This window comes from Pimelobacter simplex (genome assembly GCF_900114845.1).
Classification (GTDB): Bacteria; Actinomycetota; Actinomycetes; order Propionibacteriales; family Nocardioidaceae; genus Nocardioides; species Nocardioides simplex.
Genome location: NZ_FOUK01000003.1, coordinates 610816 through 627755, shown reverse-complemented (window position 1 = coordinate 627755; position 16940 = coordinate 610816). Strand labels below are relative to the sequence as shown.

Annotated in this window: 17 protein-coding genes; 9 read left to right on the top strand and 8 right to left on the bottom strand. The window is 71.0% G+C overall.

Annotation, left to right across the window (positions count from 1 at the left end):
- The first annotated feature begins 71 nt into the window (after positions 1-71).
- From BM223_RS15805 to BM223_RS15790, 4 genes are read left to right on the top strand one after another with little or no spacing between them, the layout of a single operon-like run.
- Entirely contained in the window at positions 72-1523 is a 1452-nt protein-coding gene (locus BM223_RS15805) for a M28 family peptidase (RefSeq protein WP_052138744.1), read from the top strand.
- A complete protein-coding gene (locus BM223_RS15800; protein ID WP_052138742.1) occupies positions 1520-2623 on the top strand; it encodes a lipase family protein in 1104 nt (367 codons plus the stop codon). The genes BM223_RS15805 and BM223_RS15800 overlap by 4 nt, the downstream gene beginning before the upstream one ends.
- A 54-nt stretch (positions 2624-2677) precedes the next feature.
- The gene (locus BM223_RS15795) at positions 2678-4018 is read left to right on the top strand and encodes an FAD-binding oxidoreductase (RefSeq protein ID WP_038679622.1); all 1341 of its coding nucleotides are present in this window, start codon (positions 2678-2680) and stop codon (positions 4016-4018) included.
- Between the two features lie 15 nt (positions 4019-4033).
- On the top strand, positions 4034-4387 hold the full coding sequence (locus BM223_RS15790) for a cupin domain-containing protein (RefSeq protein ID WP_038679620.1): 354 nt from the start codon (positions 4034-4036) through the stop codon (positions 4385-4387).
- Positions 4388-4401: 14 nt separating this feature from the next.
- On the opposite strand, the gene BM223_RS15785 is transcribed toward BM223_RS15790, so the two are convergent.
- From BM223_RS15785 to BM223_RS15755, 7 genes are read right to left on the bottom strand one after another with little or no spacing between them, the layout of a single operon-like run.
- Positions 4402-6123 carry a DEAD/DEAH box helicase gene (locus BM223_RS15785; protein WP_038679619.1) on the bottom strand — a complete coding sequence of 574 codons (1722 nt, stop codon included), beginning with the start codon at positions 6121-6123 and terminating at the stop codon, positions 4402-4404.
- Between the two features lie 17 nt (positions 6124-6140).
- Entirely contained in the window at positions 6141-6713 is a 573-nt protein-coding gene (locus tag BM223_RS15780; RefSeq protein ID WP_038679617.1) for a dihydrofolate reductase family protein, read from the bottom strand.
- A 31-nt stretch (positions 6714-6744) separates the two neighbouring features.
- A complete protein-coding gene (locus BM223_RS15775) occupies positions 6745-7587 on the bottom strand; it encodes an alpha/beta fold hydrolase (RefSeq protein ID WP_052138741.1) in 843 nt (280 codons plus the stop codon).
- 47 nt (positions 7588-7634) lie between these two features.
- On the bottom strand, positions 7635-8348 hold the full coding sequence (locus BM223_RS15770) for a helix-turn-helix transcriptional regulator (RefSeq protein WP_052138738.1): 714 nt from the start codon (positions 8346-8348) through the stop codon (positions 7635-7637).
- 2 nt (positions 8349-8350) lie between these two features.
- Positions 8351-9124: a hypothetical protein gene (locus tag BM223_RS29075; protein WP_038679615.1), complete on the bottom strand. Its 774-nt coding sequence runs from the start codon at positions 9122-9124 to the stop codon at positions 8351-8353.
- A 54-nt stretch (positions 9125-9178) separates the two neighbouring features.
- Positions 9179-10405, bottom strand: a complete 1227-nt coding sequence (locus tag BM223_RS15760; protein WP_038679613.1) for a WD40 repeat domain-containing protein — start codon at positions 10403-10405, stop codon at positions 9179-9181.
- A complete protein-coding gene (locus BM223_RS15755) occupies positions 10402-10911 on the bottom strand; it encodes a SigE family RNA polymerase sigma factor (RefSeq protein ID WP_038679611.1) in 510 nt (169 codons plus the stop codon). The genes BM223_RS15760 and BM223_RS15755 overlap by 4 nt, the downstream gene beginning before the upstream one ends.
- Positions 10912-11023: 112 nt before the next feature.
- Here BM223_RS15755 and BM223_RS15750 point away from each other — a divergent pair, with 112 nt between their 5' ends.
- The 5 genes from BM223_RS15750 (at position 11024) to BM223_RS15730 (ending at position 15004) form a co-directional block, all read left to right on the top strand.
- Positions 11024-11488: a hypothetical protein gene (locus BM223_RS15750; protein ID WP_038679609.1), complete on the top strand. Its 465-nt coding sequence runs from the start codon at positions 11024-11026 to the stop codon at positions 11486-11488.
- A 51-nt stretch (positions 11489-11539) separates the two neighbouring features.
- A complete protein-coding gene (locus BM223_RS15745; RefSeq protein ID WP_141267673.1) occupies positions 11540-12202 on the top strand; it encodes a hypothetical protein in 663 nt (220 codons plus the stop codon).
- Positions 12195-12965 carry a hypothetical protein gene (locus tag BM223_RS15740; protein ID WP_038679606.1) on the top strand — a complete coding sequence of 257 codons (771 nt, stop codon included), beginning with the start codon at positions 12195-12197 and terminating at the stop codon, positions 12963-12965. Before BM223_RS15745 ends, BM223_RS15740 begins: the two co-directional genes overlap by 8 nt.
- Before the next feature lie 261 nt (positions 12966-13226).
- Positions 13227-14363 (top strand): GmrSD restriction endonuclease domain-containing protein, encoded by a 1137-nt coding sequence (locus BM223_RS15735; protein ID WP_038679604.1) that lies wholly within the window; start codon positions 13227-13229, stop codon positions 14361-14363.
- A gap of 8 nt (positions 14364-14371) precedes the next feature.
- Positions 14372-15004: a hypothetical protein gene (locus tag BM223_RS15730; RefSeq protein WP_141267670.1), complete on the top strand. Its 633-nt coding sequence runs from the start codon at positions 14372-14374 to the stop codon at positions 15002-15004.
- Between the two features lie 431 nt (positions 15005-15435).
- Here the strand turns inward: BM223_RS15730 and glnA are convergent, their stop codons facing one another.
- On the bottom strand, positions 15436-16857 hold the full coding sequence (gene glnA, locus BM223_RS15725) for a type I glutamate--ammonia ligase (protein WP_038679601.1): 1422 nt from the start codon (positions 16855-16857) through the stop codon (positions 15436-15438).
- Positions 16858-16940 lie beyond the last annotated feature (83 nt).

Below are 16940 nucleotides of genomic sequence, written 5' to 3'. Positions count from 1 at the left end.
ATCCGGGGAGCCTGTGGTGGCGGTTCCCGGCGTGTGAGGCAGTGGAGATGACGAAGTCCTAGGGTCGAACCATGACCCCGCGCGTCCCCGAGGTGGCCACCACCGAGCAGCTGATGGCCACCATCGACGACCTGGTCGCGATGGCACCCCGGGCCACCGGGACGGCGGGCGGCGCGAAGGCCGCGGACTACGTCGCCGACCGCTTCCGCGGCGCCGGGCTCGACGAGGTGTGGGTCGAGGAGACCGACTCGTTCGCCTGGGAGCCCTCGCTGACCACCGTGCACGTCGACGGCGAGGAGGTCGCCTGCGCGCCGATCCGGCACTGCGCCCTGCCCGGCCACGAGCACGTCGGCACCCTCGGCACCGGACCGGACGGCGTCACCGCGGAGCTCGTCGACATCGGCGCCGGCAAGGTCGCCGACCACGACGTCGCCGGCCGGATCGTGCTCTTCGACCTGACCTTCGACCTGCCGCAGTGGGCGCTGCTGCCGCTGAGCGAGTACGTGCACGACCCGGACCGGCGGATGCTCAACCGCGAGGCGCTCCGCTCGCGCAATCCCTACATCACCTCGCTGACGCGCACGATGCGCGACGCCGCGGCGGCCGGCGCCGTCGGCGTGATCGGCGTGCTGCGCGACTACCCGGAGTCGCTGAGCTACCACAACGAGTACTACCGGCGGACCCTGCTCACCCTGCCCGGCGCGTGGCTCACCCGCAGTGCCGGCGCAGCGCTGCGCCGCCGGCTGGGACCGGGGGCGCAGGCCCGGCTGACCCTGGTCGCCGAGCGACGGCGGGTGACCGCACGGACCGTCATCGGCGTGCTGCACGGGGCGTCGCCGGAGACCGTCATGGTCCAGTCCCACCACGACTCGATCGGCCCGGGAGCGGTGGAGGACGCGAGCGGTACGGCGGAGGTCATCGCCCTCGCCGAGCACGCCGTCGCGCGCTTCCGGGCCGGTCGGCCCTGGCAGAAGACACTGATGTTCGTGACCTTCGACAGCCACTTCACCGGCTACCAGGCGCACCGGGCGTTCGCGCGCCGCTACACGATCGATGCCGACAGCCCCTACCGGCTCGCCCTCAACCTGACCGTCGAGCACGTCGGCCTGCGCGCCCGCGCGGGGGCCGACGGCGGCTTCGAGACGCTCGACGAGAGCGAGCCGCGCGCGTTCTTCGAGAACGTCTCACCGCCGATGAAGCTCGCCGTGGCACGCGCCATCCGGAGGCACGGACTGGGGGCGACGTCGATGCTCAACGCGAGCCTGCTCGAGTTCACCCTCGACGGGATGCCCACCGACGCGTCGTTCACCTTCACCGCCGGCGTCCCGACGATCAGCCTGGTCTCCGGGCCGCTCTACCTCTACGACGACGCCGACACCGTCGACAAGATCGACGTCGACCAGCTCGTCCCGGTCGCCCGTGCCTTCGCGGACCTGATGGAGGCCGCCGACAGCCGGCACCCCGGCCGGCTCGGGCTGATCCCGCGCGCCGTGCGCAGGCGGCTGCCGCGAGGGCGCTGGTGAGCGCGCCCTCGATCCTTGCCCGCGAGCCGGCCCAGGGCCGCGCGGCACTCGCGGCGGCGGGGGAGTCGTGGCGGGTCACGTACGCGTCGACATCGGTCCGCGGCGCCCCGGCGGTGCTCACCGGGCTCGTCCACCTGCCGCCCGGGGTGCCGCCCGCGACCGGCTGGCCGGTCGTCACCTACGGCCACATGACCACCGGTGGCGGCGACAGCTCCGCCCCCAGCCTGGCCACCGACGACAGCCCGGAGCTGCGCCGGATGACCCAGGGCGACCACTTCGTCACGGCCCTGCTGCGCTCCGGGATCGCCGTCCTGCAGCCGGACTACGAGGGCCTGGGCAGCCCCGGCCCGCACCCGTACCTGATCGGGCCCGCGCTCGCGACCTCCGTTCGCGACCTGCTGGTGGCCGCCCGCTCGTCGTCCGCACTCGTCCTGGGTGACCACTGGGTCGCGGCCGGGCACTCCGAGGGCGCGGTCGCCGCGCTCCACGCCGCTGCTGCCGGGCCTCCGCCGGGCGTACGGCTGGTGGGCTGCGCGGTGTTCGCACCGGTCACCCGGATGGACCAGACCATCGGCCTGTCACTGCGCTGGCGGACGACGCCGCCCGGCTTCGGCGTCGTCCCCTCGCTGATCGCCCTTATGATCAGCGGCGCCGCGACCGTCGACCCCGAGCTCGCCGCACTGGTCGAGTCGGACGGCCTGAGCGACCGCGCCCGCCGACTGTGGCCCGCGCTGGGGGAGCGCACGCTGACCGAGCTCGCCCGCCGCGACTCCTTCGGCGGCCTCCCGCCTCGGGCGCTCCTCGGGGCGCGCGGGGACGCGGTCAGGTCGGCGTTGCTGGCGTCCCTGCGTGCCCACGACGTCGCCGGCCTCGCGCTGCCTACCGGGATGCCGCTGCGCATCGACGCCGCCGCGGCCGACGAGGTGGCTCCCTTCTGGCTGACCCGGGCGCTCGTGCGCCGCTACCGCGGGGCCGGCGTACCGGTGGAGGCGGTGTGGTGGCGGACCGGGCACTCCGGCGTCCTGGCGGCGCGGCGGGCGCCGGAGCCGGCGGCGGCGTGGGTGGCGGGGCTGCTCCGCTTTCCCCAGTCCGCGGGATGACCGAACGCACCCTTCCGAGGAGCGTGAGGGCCTGGGGACCACCAGGAGGCCGACATGACACGGTGGTGCGGGCCGACCGAGCCCGAGTACGACGAGCAGCGCGCGCTGTTCAACGCGATGATCGACAAGAGGCCGCGGCTGATCGCGTCCTGCGCCAGCCCGGGCGACGTCAAGGAGGCGCTGGAGCGCGCTGCCGCCGACGGCCTCGCGGTCGCCGTCCGCTCGGGCGGGCACTCGGTGGCCGGGCAGTCGACCAACGACGACGGGCTGGTCATCGACGTCCGCGCGATGAAGGGCGTCGAGATCGATCCGGACGCCCGGCGGGCACGGGTGGCTGCCGGGTGCACGTGGGGTGAGTTCGACGCGGCGGCCCAGGAGCACGGGCTGGCGACCACCGGCGGCCGGGTCTCCACCACGGGTGTCGCCGGGCTGACCCTCGGTGGTGGCTCGGGCTGGCTGGAGCGCCAGCACGGGCTGAGCTGCGACAACCTGCTGGCGCTCGAGCTGGTGACCGCCGACGGCCGCGAGATCCGTGCCGACGAGAGCCAGCACCAGGACCTGCTGTGGGCGAGCAAGGGCGGGGGCGGCAACTTCGGGGTGGTGACCGCACTGGAGTTCCGGCTGCACCCGGTCGGCCCGATGATCCTCGGCGGCCTCATGGCGTGGCCCTTCGACCGCGCCGCTGACGTGGCGCCGGCCTACCGGGACTGGGCCGACACGGCGCCGGACGAGCTCGGCAGCGCGCTGGTCGTCATCAGCGGTCCACCGGAGGAGTTCATCCCGCCGCACCTGCAGGGGGAGCCGCTGGTCGCGGTCGCGGTCTGCTGGAACGGCGACCACGCGACAGGCGCGGAGCTCATGAAGGTCCTGCGCGACCTGTCCCCGGAGGTCGACCTGGTCGGCCCGATGCCCTATGCCCAGCTGCAGTCGATGATCGACGACCCGCCGGGCCTGCGGCAGTACTGGAGCGCCGACTACCACGACGACTTCCCCGACGCGGCCCTCGACGTCTTCCTCGACGCCGGCGCCCGCCGTCCCTCACCGATGACCCAGCACCTGCTGCTGCCCTGGGGCGGCGCCCTCGCCCGCGTGGACGCCGACGCGACGCCGCTCAGCCAGCGCGCCGCTCGCTGGGTGAGCCACCCGTTCGCGACCTGGGAGGACCCCGCCGACGACGAGGCGAACATCGCGTGGGTCCGCGACTACCGCCGCGCCAACGCGCCCTTCACCACCGGTGGCGTCTACCTCAACTTCATCGGCGCCGAGGGCGACGACCGCATCAAGGCCGCGTTCGGCGACGCCAAGTACGAGCGCCTGGTCGGGATCAAGTCCGAGTACGACCCGCGCAACGTCTTCGCCGGCAACCAGAACATCCGCCCCCGCGCGACCGTCTGACAACTGGAGAGCCTCATGTCCGACAAGCACAGCATCGACACCCCGCACGAGCGCCGGCCCTTCCAGGACCACGGCCACATGGACGTCGTCACCCTCGGCGAGTTCACCCTCGGCCGCGGTACCTTCGAGCCCGGCTGGCGCTGGTCCGACGACGTCAAGCCCATCGCCGGCACCGACTCCTGCCAGGTCCACCACACCGGCATCTGCGTCTCCGGCAGGATGACCATCAAGCCGGACGACGGCGACGAGTTCGACATCGGCCCGGGCGACGTCATCGACCTCGACCCCGGTCACGACGCGTGGACCGTCGGCGACGAGGCCTGCGTCATCCTCGACACCGGCGTGGCGGCGTACGCGACGCCGGGATGAGGCCGCCGCGTCGCTCAGGCGCCGTCCTCGGTCAGGGATGACGCCGGCAGCCAGTCCGCGCCGAGCAGCTCGGCGAGGTCGGCGAGCCCGGTGGTGTCGCTGCCGACGGTGTCGGCGGCCGCGGCGATCCGCTCCACCATCACCTTGCCGACCTGCTCCTCGACCGTGCCCTCGGCGTACGCGATGTGCCACGGCGAGACCTGGTGGTCGCGGTGGGTGCGGCCGGTCACCTGGCGCCCGGCGATGCCCGAGAAGCGGGCCTGGTGGAAGACGCCGACCCGCGGCTCGGTGCTCGCCTGCCGGCCGTCGGCGAGGGTCTCGCCGGCGTGGAGGCTGATCGACGCGACCGTCGTGAAGACGCAGACCTTCGCCTCGCCGGTCTGGAAGCGCAGCCGCTCCGCCTCGACGTCGAACCGGTCCCGGCCGTAGATCGAGGCGACGGCGATCCCGGCGTCGCGGAGCCGGTCGGCGATCGGGTCGGCGGCGGTGGCGACGAACTCGACCGAGCACGCCACCTGGCGCTCGGCCTGCACCTGCTGGACGATCCAGTCGACGGTCGAGTCGACCCGGATCAGTCCGGCCTTCTGCCGGAAGCGCAGCAGCGCGGCCCGCCCCTTCGCGACGTTGCGGCCCCGCCGGGCGAGGTCCATCTCGCGGCAGAACTCACCCCACTCCGCCTCGTACGCCGTCCGCTCCGCCGGCGTGAGCGTCACCGGCATCCCCGAGATCGGCACCGGTCCCCAGGGCGCCGCCCGGTGCAGCATCGCCGGCGGCTGGTCCTCGGCGAGCCAGCCGCGCACCAGCTCGAGGTCGGCCGCGCGGCGGGCCGGGTCGGTGGTCCACGAGGCGCCGTACCGCCCCTGCTCCACACCGACGCCGTGGCGCTCGAGCGCGGCCGCGAACGTCGCGCCCGGCTGGGTCGCCGTGGTCCAGTCCTTCATCGTCTCGCCCAGGACCTGGGCGTAGGCCGGCGCGAGGTACGGCAGCTCGAGCGGCGTGTGCCCGGGCGTCGCCGTCGTCGCGATGACGAACGGCGCCTTGTCGTGCGCCTTGGCGTGCCCGGAGATCCGCGCCCAGAGCTTCCACCGCTTGGTCGTGGTGCGCCGCAGCGCGTGCGCCTCGTCGGCGATGATCACGTCCCAGGTGTGGTCCTTGACCTTCTCCAGACGGTCCCAGGTGATGACGACCCACTCGAGACCGCCGTCGCCGAGCGCGGTGATCGTCCGGCACCAGTGGCCGATGGTGATCGCCGCGGGCCGGTCGGCGACGACGAGCACCCGCCGCGCGCCCCGGAGGCTGCCGACCGCCGTCGCCCCGAGGACCGCCGAGATCGTCTTGCCCACACCGGGCTCGTCGGCCAGCAGGAACAGGCGTCCGCCCGCCTCCGCCCGCGCCGCGATCGCGTCGGCCGCCTCGAACTGGATCCGCCGGGGCTCGAGCGCGTCCGTCGGCTCGGGCGCGGGCGTGGGGTCGTCGGGGTTGAGGGTGTTCTCGATGAACCGGCCGAGCGTGTAGGGGCCGGGTGCGTAGGGCTGCAGGTGCGCGGGGAGCGCGCGGCCGACGTACAGGTGGGTCTTGACGGCGGAGTGCCAGGCAGCGCCCTCGACCTGCGTCCCGTAGGGGACGTCGAGCACCCACAGCCGCTCACCCGGCCCCGCGAACGGCAGCGGCCGCGGCCCGCTCCTGCGCGGGGCGGCACGGCGCCGCCGCGTGCTGGTACGACGGGAGCTGGCCACCCCCGGACGCTACCGGGTCAGCCCGTCGCGGCCGCCGGACGGTAGCGCAGCACCAGCGCTCCCGACGCGAACCCGTGCCGGTCGACGAGCTCGAGCTGCACGCGCTCGCGCAGCCCGGCGAACAGCGTCGGCCCGTGCCCGGCGATGACCGGCTGCACGACGAAGACGTACTCGTCGATCAGGCCGAGGTCCGCCAGCGCCAGGGGGAGCGTGACGCCGCCCGCGAACAGGTCGCCCTCGCCGGGCTCGTCCTTGAGCCGCTGGACGGCCGCGCCGAGGTCGCCGCGGACCAGCTCGGCATTCCAGTCGACGTCGCTCAGCGTGCTCGACACGACGTGCTTCGGCGCGCGGTCGATGGCCTCGGCGAACGGCACCTCCCAGGTGTCCATCCAGTCGGGCCACGGGCCCGAGACCGGCCGCCGCCAGGCCGACTCCATCATCTCGTAGGTGACCCGGCCGTAGAGCAGCGCGCCGGCGCGCTCCATCTCGTCGGTCCAGAACTGCATCGCCTCCTCGTCCGGCGGGATCCCCGCCTCGTGGTGGACACAGCCGTCGAGGGTCACGTTGATCGCATACCGAAGCCGTCTCATACCGGGTGCGGACTCGCGCCGGCGTCCGTTCTCATCGCTGCAGCGCGTGGTCGATCCAGGCGACGACCTCGGCGAGCACGTCGGGACCCTCACGCTCCTCCTCCAGGCCGTGGTAGCCGCCGGGCCAGGTCCGCAGCGTCGCGGACGGCACGAGGTCGACCACCGCGCGGCTGGCGGCGAGCGGGTTGACGGGGTCGGCGTCCCCGTGCACCACCAGCAGCGGCACGGCGACCCGGCCGGCCGCGGCGGGCACCCGGTCCATCTGCGCCAGGACGTCGAGCGCGAACCGGGCCGTCGCCCGGCCGTGGACCAGCGGGTCCCCGGCCCGCTCGGCGACGACCGCGGGGTCGCGGTTGACCCGGTCGAACCTGAGCCCGTTCGCCAACGACAGGGTGGGCCGAACCCGGCCGAGGCTCCGGACCACCGCCACCTTGAGCCGCTGCCTCCGCAGCTCCGAGTCGAAGGCGGGCCCGGTCACCACCACCGCGGCGAGGTCCGCGTCCGGCCGGTCCGCCGCGTAGAGGAAGGCGTAGAGCCCGCCGAGACTGTGGCCGTACAGCACCACCGGCGCCCCGCCGGTCCGTTCGCGCTCCTGCGCGACGAGCCGGTCGACGGCCCGCGCCGTGGGGGCGTACCGGACGTCGCCGCGACGTCCCCCGGACCGCCCGAAGCCCTCGTGGTCGACGGCGAGCACCGCAAACCCGGCCGCGGTCAGGAGCCGGGCCGTGCCGTCGTACCGGGCGGCGTGCTCACCGAGCCCGTGCAGCAGGACGACGCTGGCACGCGGCTGCCCGAGCGGCGTCCAGCGCAGGGTGGCGAGCCGGGGCCCGCCGGACTCGGGCGTCAGGAAGGCGGCGGTGGGGGAGTCGGTCACGCCCCGAGCCTCGTCGCTCCTCGCTGGCCGGCGATTCGACCAACCTGCTAGTCCGCCCGGATCTCCCAGCGGATCGCGCCGAACGCGGTCGGCGTGCTGCCGAACGTGCGGCGGCACGTCCGGGTCAGGTGCGAGCTGTCCGTGAACCCTGCCCGGTGCGCGGCCTCGGTCAGCGTCCCGCCCTCGGCGACCGCGGCCGTCGCCCGCAGCAGCCGGAGCCAGCGGACGTACGCCCGGAAGGTGATGCCGAGCTCCTCGGCGAACAGGTGGGACAGCCGGCTCTCGGAGAGGTGCACCGCCGCGGCGACGTCCCGCAGCCGGACGGGCTGCTGGTCCAGGTCGTCCCGGAGGACGGCGAGCGCGGCGACCAGGCCCGGGTGCCGCGGCTGCCCGGCGCCCATTGCCTCCGGTGCTTGGGGGCGCCCGTCCTTCCAGCGCTGCCCGGCACGGTGCCAGGCGTCGGCATCGTCCGGCTCCTCGACCAGGCTCGCCAGCTCGGCTCCCCACGACGACTCCGGCTCGACGTGCGTCACCCGACCCCACGCCTCCGCGGCGTGGAACGCGTGCGGCTGACCCGCGGGGACGATCGCCGCCGTCGTCCGGCGCCGGCGCCCGTCGCCGTCCTCGATGACGAAGGAGCCCTCGCTGGCGACCGCCACCTGGACGGAGTGGTGGGCGTGGCGCGGCAGGCTGCCCAGCGGACCCTCGAGCTCGAGGAGGCCCGGTCGCAGCCGGCCGACGCCGGACCACTGGGTGGGCATCGCTACTGCGGCATCCAGGTCGGTACGACGACGAAGCCGCCGATCGGGCACGCGTCCCACCGCTCCGAGCGGAGCACGGCGGTGCCCGCCACCTTGGTGCGGTGGAACCAGAGGTCGAGCGGATCGGTCGTCACTCCGTTTGCGCGGCCGGGCATGCGCTGACCGCGGATCCGCCATGTCGGATCGGCGCACACCGTGCCGTCTGGGCGAATGCCGCGGTCGGTGAAGACCGGGCCGTACCTCGCTCCGGCCGGCACTCCGGGCACCAGCACCCTGGTCCGGGGCCGGAGCACCGACGCGCGACCGTCGGCGTAGTGCCGGTCACGGACCACCTTGGCCGGGCCCTTGCGGCGCAGGTCCTCGTCGTCCCGCGCCCGCACGACGCACATCCGCTCCGACCAGTCGCTGGTCATTCCCCAGATGTGCTGGCGCGCTCGTACGCAGAGGACCTGACCCGATCCGATCGGGAGCCGGTGCTGGCGAACCGTCGTCCCGTTGAACGCCGTCTGCCAGGCAGGAGGGGCCGTCGCGCGCATGTCCGCACGCAGCACCTGAACGTCCCACGAGAGCAGCTCGCCCTCCGCGGAGCCAGGCGCCTCGACGGCACCGCGGTCCAGGTAGAGCCGTACCTCGGGCTTGACGGTGTAGAGCCCCAGGTTGCCCACGACGAACGCGCTCGGCGGCCCGGCCTGCCCGTCCTCGGCGGCTGCGGGCGACGCCAACGAGACCGACGCGCCGGCCAGCGCCAGGACCAGCAGCAGGACGACCTTCGGCATCGACACTCCTCGGCTGGGGGGAAGCGGGCTGGGGGCGGCTCAGTGTGGCACGCCTCAGCGCGCGATCACGTAGGGCGACTCGTAGGGCTGCTGGGCGTTCGGACCGTCGGTCGGTCCTTCGACGATCTCGAGGCGACCGTCGAGATCGCCGCGCAGGAGCAGCCATCGGCCCTGGTGGAGCGCGACCACCAGGTAGTGGCGGGCGTCCTCCCAGGCGACGGGCTCGATGTTGCTGGTGTCGGAGTCGCCTCGGGCCACGATCTTCGCGGCCAGCTCGCCGGTGCGGGCGTCGCGGATGTCGATCCACGCGGGCTCGCCGTCGCGTTGCGGGGCGTACTCGGTGGTGTGCCGGCCGTCGGGGGAGAAGCCGAAGGGGGTGGTCTGGCAGCGGTGCAGGTCCTTGTCGTCCTGCATGTCCCACACCGTCGTGCACGCGGTCACCCCATCGTTGTCACCGCGGTTGCCGGCCACCAGCTCGCCGTCGGGTGACATCGTGAGGATGTTCAAGAAGTTGCCGCCGACCGGCTCGCTGCCGTCGTTGGTGTAGGCCACGGGGTCACCGTCGGGAGGGTTGACCACGACCCGGCAGCCGTCACCGGGGTCTCCGCAGGTTTGTGAGCCGAAGACGGCGACCGCGTTGCCGGTCCAGCTGGTCTGTCCGGTGCTCGCGAGCGTCCGCTCGCCGTCCCGGTCCCAGACCTGGACCTTGCCGTCGGGCGTCGTCCAGGCGGCGACCGTGCGGTCGGCCGACGTCACCACCGATGCCTGTCCTGTGGGAGTGACCAGGCGGGTGCTGACCACGCTCCCGTCGGCGCCGATCTCGTCGAGACTGCTGCCGTCGGTCTCGGCTTCGTTCCCGCGGCGGACGGCGAGATAGGTGTTCCCGCCGACGACGTCGAGCTCGTCGTAGTCGTGCCCGAGCCGGACCGTGGAGCCGTCGAGCCGGTGCAGGGTCCGGCCCTCGATCCACGCGACCGTGGGCGGCGCCCCACCGGCCTCGGCCCGCGCGATCCGCATGTCGAGCGGGTCCTGCTGGACCGCGTCCGCGTTGATCGAGGGGCCGGACGACGCGGGCCCCGGCCGCGGTGCGGAGTCGGGGTGACCGCCGGCCAGCAGCGTCGCCGGCAGGACGATGGCCGCGACCGCCGCACCCACCACGACCGCAGCAGCGGTGCGCCGGCGCCGCTGGATCCGCTGCGCCCGCTGCTGAACGTCGCGCAGGGTGAGCACCGGCTCGCCGGCTCGGTCGGCGTGGGCGGTCATGACGTCTTCGAGGTTCATCGGTTCATCTCCAGACCGAGGGCGGGCACGCGCTCCCGCAGGGCGGCCAGTGCGCGGCTGGCCTGGGACTTGACGGTGCCGGTGGCGACCCCGAGCGCCTCCGCGATCTCCGCCTCACTCAGCTGCTCGTAGTAGCGCAGCACCAGGACGGACCGCTGGCGCGGCGGCAACGTGGCGAGGAGCCGCCACACCTCCGCGGCCGACCCCTCGTCGTGGTCGTCGTGGTGCGCGATCCAGTCGGGCAGCTCATCGCTGGTGACCTCCCGCCGGCGCCAGGCCCGGCGCCACAGCGAGTTGTTCTCGTTCAGCAGGATGCGCCGGGCATAGGCGTCGACGGCCTCGCGCCGGTCGATGCGGTCCCACGCGAGGTAGACCTTGGCGAGCGTCGTCGCCACGAGGTCCTCGGCCGTGTGGTGGTCGCCGGCCAGCAGGTACGCCGTACGTTGCAGCGCCGCCTGGCGCGCGCCCATCCACTCGGCGAAGTCGTCGTCCGACTGCTGCGGCATGGCCGTTGCTCCCGAGGTCGCAGGTGGTGTGCAAGGCACCGGTCGGTACCTGTCCACCTCTAGACGCGACGGGGGAGAGGTTGGTTGCAGCGACCGCCACTAACCTGTGCCCATGGCAGAGCTGAGGTGGATCACCGGCGGCGACGCCGAGCGCCCGGACGTGCCCGAGCTGACCCTGCTCGTCGACGCCGACGGCTCGCTCGGCGACCGGGCCGTCGTACGTCTGGGCGACCTGGGGCACGAGGGCGACGACGTCCTGTACGTCATCGCCACGGACGCCTGGACCGAGCGCGACCTGTCCGACGGCGTGGTCACCGTCAGCGTGCACGCCTGGGACGAGACGCTCGCCCGCCTGGACCTCCCCGCCGACGAGCTCCCCGCATCGATCGACGGAGCCCGCCTCCTGGCCAGCGCCCCCCTCCCCGCCGAGCCCGACCAGCTCGCCGCCATCAACGATGAGGCCACCCTGGTCATCCCCTTCGACAGCGAGTCACCTGCGGACGAGTCGATCCGGCAGGTGCTCGCGCACGAGGAGTGGCCGCTCATCATCAGCAATGGTCGGCCGCCGCAGGAGTAGCCGCCAGGGCACATATTGACGGACAACTTCGCCTAAGCGAACATGTATGTCATGTCACTGCTCGCCGTCTCCGAGGCCGCCGAGCGGCTCGGTGTCTCGACGCGGCAGGTCCAGCACCTGGTCGCGCGCGGTGAGCTGCGGTCGTTGGCCCGCGGCGTGGTCGACGAGACCTCGGTCGAGCGCCTGCTGGCCGTCCGGCGCGGCTCGCACACCCGGCCCTGGGCGGAGTCGACGGCGTGGGCCGCGGTGGCGCTGCTGTCCGGACGAGCGGCGACATGGCTGGGCGAGAGCCAGCGCTCCCGCCTCCGAGGACGACTCCGTGCCCTCGGAGCAGAGGAGCTGGTCGAGCGTGCCCGAGGGCGCGCCGTGGTCAGTCGATACGTCGCGCATCGCAGCGCGGGCGAGCGGTTGCGCGCCGACGTCGTCGACACGTCGTCCGCAGCAGCCCGACTGGGGTTGGCGGCGACCACCGCGATCGACGGCTACCTGGCCACCACAGACCTGCAGGCGGTCGTAGCGCGTCATGGCTTGATGCGCGACGACACCGGGAGCGTGACCCTTCGCGGGACCTCGATGGACCTCGATGTGGTGCGCGACCTCGTCAGCACCGGTGATGTCCTGGCCGCGCTCGACCTGGCCGAGTCCATGGACGTCCGCGAGCGTCGCGCCGGAACCGACGTAGTCGATCGGGCGCTGGGGGAGTTCCGTGGCTGACCGGCCGACCATCGACGTCGCCACGCCTGCTGGTGGGTGGGGTGCGCCGTGGCCGAATGTCGCCGAGATCGAGGCCGTGCTGCCTCACGACAGGTGGACCCTCGTCGGCGGTCTGATGGCTCAGCTGCACGGCATCCGTGCGGGGATCGATGCCGTACGCCCCACCAACGACGTCGACATCGTCCTCCACGTCGAGACCACCCGCGGGGTTGCGGCGGAGACCGCCCGGGCTCTCGAGTCGCTCGGATACGTCCTTGCTCCATCGATCGACCCACGGAGCAACACAGCCCACCGCTTCAAGCGAGGGGACTCGACGGTCGACGTCGTCACTGACGCTCCCGACGTGGTCGACGTCCTCGTCGCCGACCATGTCGCATCGCGGATCGAGAAGCTCCGAGGTCGAGCGATGGTCGCCATCGAGGGCGGCACGCAAGCGCTACGTCGCACGATCAACGCACGGCTCCAGATCGCTGACGGTCGCACCACCATGGTGAGCGTTCCGTCGCCCTTCGGCGCCGTCATCCTCAAGGCCGCCGCGTACCAGACCGACTCCCGCGATCGGGAACGTCATCTCCAGGACGCCGCGCTCCTCCTTGCGGTCATCGACGATCCTTACGCCGAGCGGGAGCAGTTCGCCGGCTCAGACCGCGCCCGACTCCACACGCTGGCGCGTGCTCTTCCGGACGCGGCCTCCCAATGGCGAACACTGCCTGCCCATGCTCGTGCCGAAGGCCAGACCGCGCTGCGGATCTTGAACGGATGACTCACGGGGAGCGTCGATCGCGGCGGAATGAAGCGGGTCGATCGTCGAGCAGCAAAGAGCCAGGATCAAAGTTGAGCCGCCGAGGTTGAGCATCGTCTCGCGCACCCCGAACCGGCCGTCCCTAGTATCAACGACGTGCCCGACGACGACCTTCTACCGGAACTCGTAAGCGCTGCCGTTGATTCGCTACCTGCTGGGGCGTTCCTCGGCGTGCTGTGTCAGGTGTCCTCGTGCGGCGCAGAGCGTCTGTAGTCTGCGCGCATGCCCGTCGACTATGGCCTGACGACCTATACCGCCTTCGACCTCTTCGCGTGGTACGAGCAAGGGGAGCTCGAACTAAGTCCGAAGTTTCAGCGACGTCCGGTCTGGACGACGGCGGCGCGCTCGTACTTCGTGGACTCAATTCTTCGTGAGTTTCCTGTGCCCCCTCTACATATCCGCCTCATCGGCCCCGGTCAGCGGTCGACAAGACGCGAGATCATTGACGGTCAGCAGCGCCTCAGAGCGCTTTTCGACTTCATCGGAGGTCGGTTTGCGCTGTCCCGCGCGCTGCAGTCCGAGTGGGCTGGGCGCTCTCTAGACGAGCTTCCCGCCGAGGTGCGCGACAGGCTCTTTTACTACAAGTTCAGTGTCTATCAGTACCAGGGTCTAAGCGATCCTGAGGTCCTCGAGATCTTCGCGCGGTTGAATACTTACTCCGAAGGCTTGTCTCGCCAGGAACTACGCAATGGAAAGTACTTCGGGCAGTTCAAAACAGCTGTCTACGAGTCTTCATACCGCCACCTTGAGTTCTGGCGAACGCACAAGATCCTGTCGGAGCGTGCCATTGCTCGGATGGGCGAGGCCGAGCTCACGAGCGAGCTCTTTGCGCTCGAGCTGGACGGGCTTCAGGACAAGAAGACTAGCTTGGATGAGTTTTATCGAAACCTTGACGAGTCCTGGGGCGACGAGCCAGCCAGGTGGCCCTCGAGCAAGGCGCAACTTAATAGCCCCGACCGGCCCCAGAACTGGCTGTCTCGCGACGAGGCCGTTTTTCGATTCGAGCACGTTCTAGCAAACATTTCGGACGCAGTGGGGGAGCTTTTGCCCGCGACCGTGTTTCGAAGGCCGGTGCTCTTCTACACGCTCTTCGGGGCGGTCTATCACCGCATGTACGGCATGCCCCGTGAGCGGGATCTACAGTCTCCCCTGGTCGAACTGTCGTCGCAGGCGGCTCGGAGGCTGTGGTACGCGATGGAAGCTCTTGACGAGCTGGTTGCATCGAAGCCGCGTCCCGAGTCCGTCCCTCCGGTGGACCGAATTTTCCTAGGTGCGATGGCGGGCCAGACTGACAATCTGGCGCCTCGCAGAACGCGCCTCCATGAGCTATGGCGGCGCGCGGACCTTTCGGTCGCCTAGGGCTCCCGATGCTGCTACCACTGGCGGCTTTTCAGCGGTCTGTTGACGAGAGCATCCGCATCATTTCGGCGACGGAGTCACTGTGGCTTGCGTCCGCGCCCACGTCGCAGCTGCGACGACAGTTAACTGTCGCGCAGCTCGAGGCGCTGTACGAGGCGGCGTTTTTGCGGATCTTCGCGGCCTGGGAGGAGTATCTGGAGGCAAGCTGCGTGAGGCTGATGGCGGGGAAGGGGACGCCAACCTATACGCCCCTCGCGGCCCCCGGCGTTACCACCTTTCGAACGCAGCAGATCGCTCGGGCCGTTCTATTCAACAGCCGTACATACCTGCTCTGGCACAACCCACGGACCGTGATCAATCGGGTATCGGGCTGGCTCGACTCCTGCCCAATCGAAACGGTGGTCACCGCGAATCAGCCGGAGATCGAGAACATCGCGGCCGTACGCCACGCGATCGCGCATGGATCACAAGATGCGCGGGCCAAGCTGGGAGTGGCGACGGCCGCACTGAGTGGAGTCCTTCATACGAGTCCAGGGCACTTTCTCAGAAGCGCCGACAACAGCGACCCACTGAATCCGCGGAAGTGGGTTCGCGTACTCACAACGCGCCTCGAGGACTTCGCACACCAGATCAACAGCTAGTGCCCGTGACCCGGGTGCGCTCTCCGTAACACAGCACCCGCAAACTGCACGGACACCAGTGCGGCGTGGATCACCAAGGCCACTTTCGGGGCCCAAAGGAGCACTTCTCAGAAGCCTGAGTATGTGCACGAACGGGCTGCCAGACTGCCCACATAGCGACTAACGACTGCACGCACTCCGACACGCGTGCGCATCCTGGCTGGAACAGGGCGCGAGCATCAAGGCCGTATCGGAGCACCTGGGGCACGCCGATCCGGGTTTCACGCTCAGGATGTACCCATGTCATGCCCTCGTCCGGTCAACGAGCGCGCTGGCGCGCACCGTGGGGGCACGAGAGCACGCACAATGAAAATGATGGAAAGCAACGAACGGCGTTTCCGCAGGTCAGATGCCCTGCGGAAACGCCGTCGCTGGTCAGCGAACCGCGCTGATCAGATGTCGTAGTACAGCTCGAACTCATGCGGGTGCGGTCGCAGCTGCACCGGAGCGATCTCGTGCTCCCGCTTGTACGACGTCCAGGTCTCGATCAGGTCAGGAGTGAACACCCCACCGGCGGTGAGGAACTCCTGGTCCGCCTCAAGCGCCTCGAGGACGGCGCCGAGGGAGGTCGGGACCTGGGCGATCTCGGCCATCTCGTCCGGCGGGAGCTCGTAGATGTCCTTGTCGACCGGGGCGGGCGGCTCGATCTTGTTCTGGATGCCGTCGAGGCCGGCGAGCATGAGGGCCGAGAAGGCGAGGTAGGGGTTCGCCGACGGGTCGGGGAAGCGGGCCTCGACGCGCTTGGCCTTGGGGTTGCTGCCGGTGATCGGGATCCGGATGGACGCCGAGCGGTTGCGCGAGGAGTAGACCAGGGAGATGGGGGCCTCGTAGCCGGGGACCAGGCGGTGGAAGGAGTTCACCGTCGGGTTGGTGAAGGCGAGGAGGGCCGGGGCGTGGGCCAGGATGCCGCCGATGTACCAGCGGGCGAGGTCGGAGAGGCCGCCGTAGCCGGTCTCGTCGTAGAAGAGCGGCGAGCCGTCCTTCCAGAGCGACGAGTGCACGTGCATGCCCGAGCCGTTGTCGCCGAAGATGGGCTTCGGCATGAAGGTGACGGACTTGCCCTGCTCCCAGGCGGTGTTCTTGATGAGGTACTTGAACTTCATCACGTCGTCCGCGGCCTTGAGCAGCGTGTCGAAGCGGTAGTTGATCTCCGCCTGGCCGGCCGTGCCGACCTCGTGGTGGGCCCGCTCGACGTGGAGGCCGCAGAGCTCGAGGTTCTTGACCATGTCGGCGCGCAGGTCGCTGTAGTGGTCGTAGGGCTCGACGGGGAAGTAGCCGCCCTTGAGACGGGTCTTGTAGCCCTTGTTCTCGCCGTCGTCCTTGCCCGAGTTCCACCAGCCCTCGACGGAGTCGATGTGGTAGTAGCCCTCGTTGACGCCCGTCGAGTAGCGGACGTTGTCGAAGATGTAGAACTCGGCCTCGGGGGCGAAGAAGGCGGTGTCCGCGATGCCGGTGCTGGCGAGGTACGCGAGCGCCTTCTTGGCGATGTTGCGCGGGTCGCGCGAGTAGGCCTCGCCCGTGATCGGGTCGTGGATGAAGAAGTTGACGTTGAGCGTCTTGGCCTTGCGGAACGGGTCGATGTACGCCGTCGTCGGGTCGGGGAAGAGCTGCATGTCCGACTCGTTGATGGCCTGGAAGCCGCGGATCGAGGAGCCGTCGAAGCCCAGACCGTCGTCGAAGACCGACTGGTCGAACGACGAGACCGGCACGGTGAAGTGCTGCATGACGCCGGGCAGGTCGCAGAACCGGACGTCGACCATCTCGACGCCCTCGTCCTTGATGAACTTGAGCAGCTCGTCGCTGTTGTTGAACATTCGTTCGTTCCTCCGTCGCGTGGCTTGCGTACTCCCAGCAACCTACCGAACGGGCAGTTTCCCGGTCGTCACTGGATTGTTTC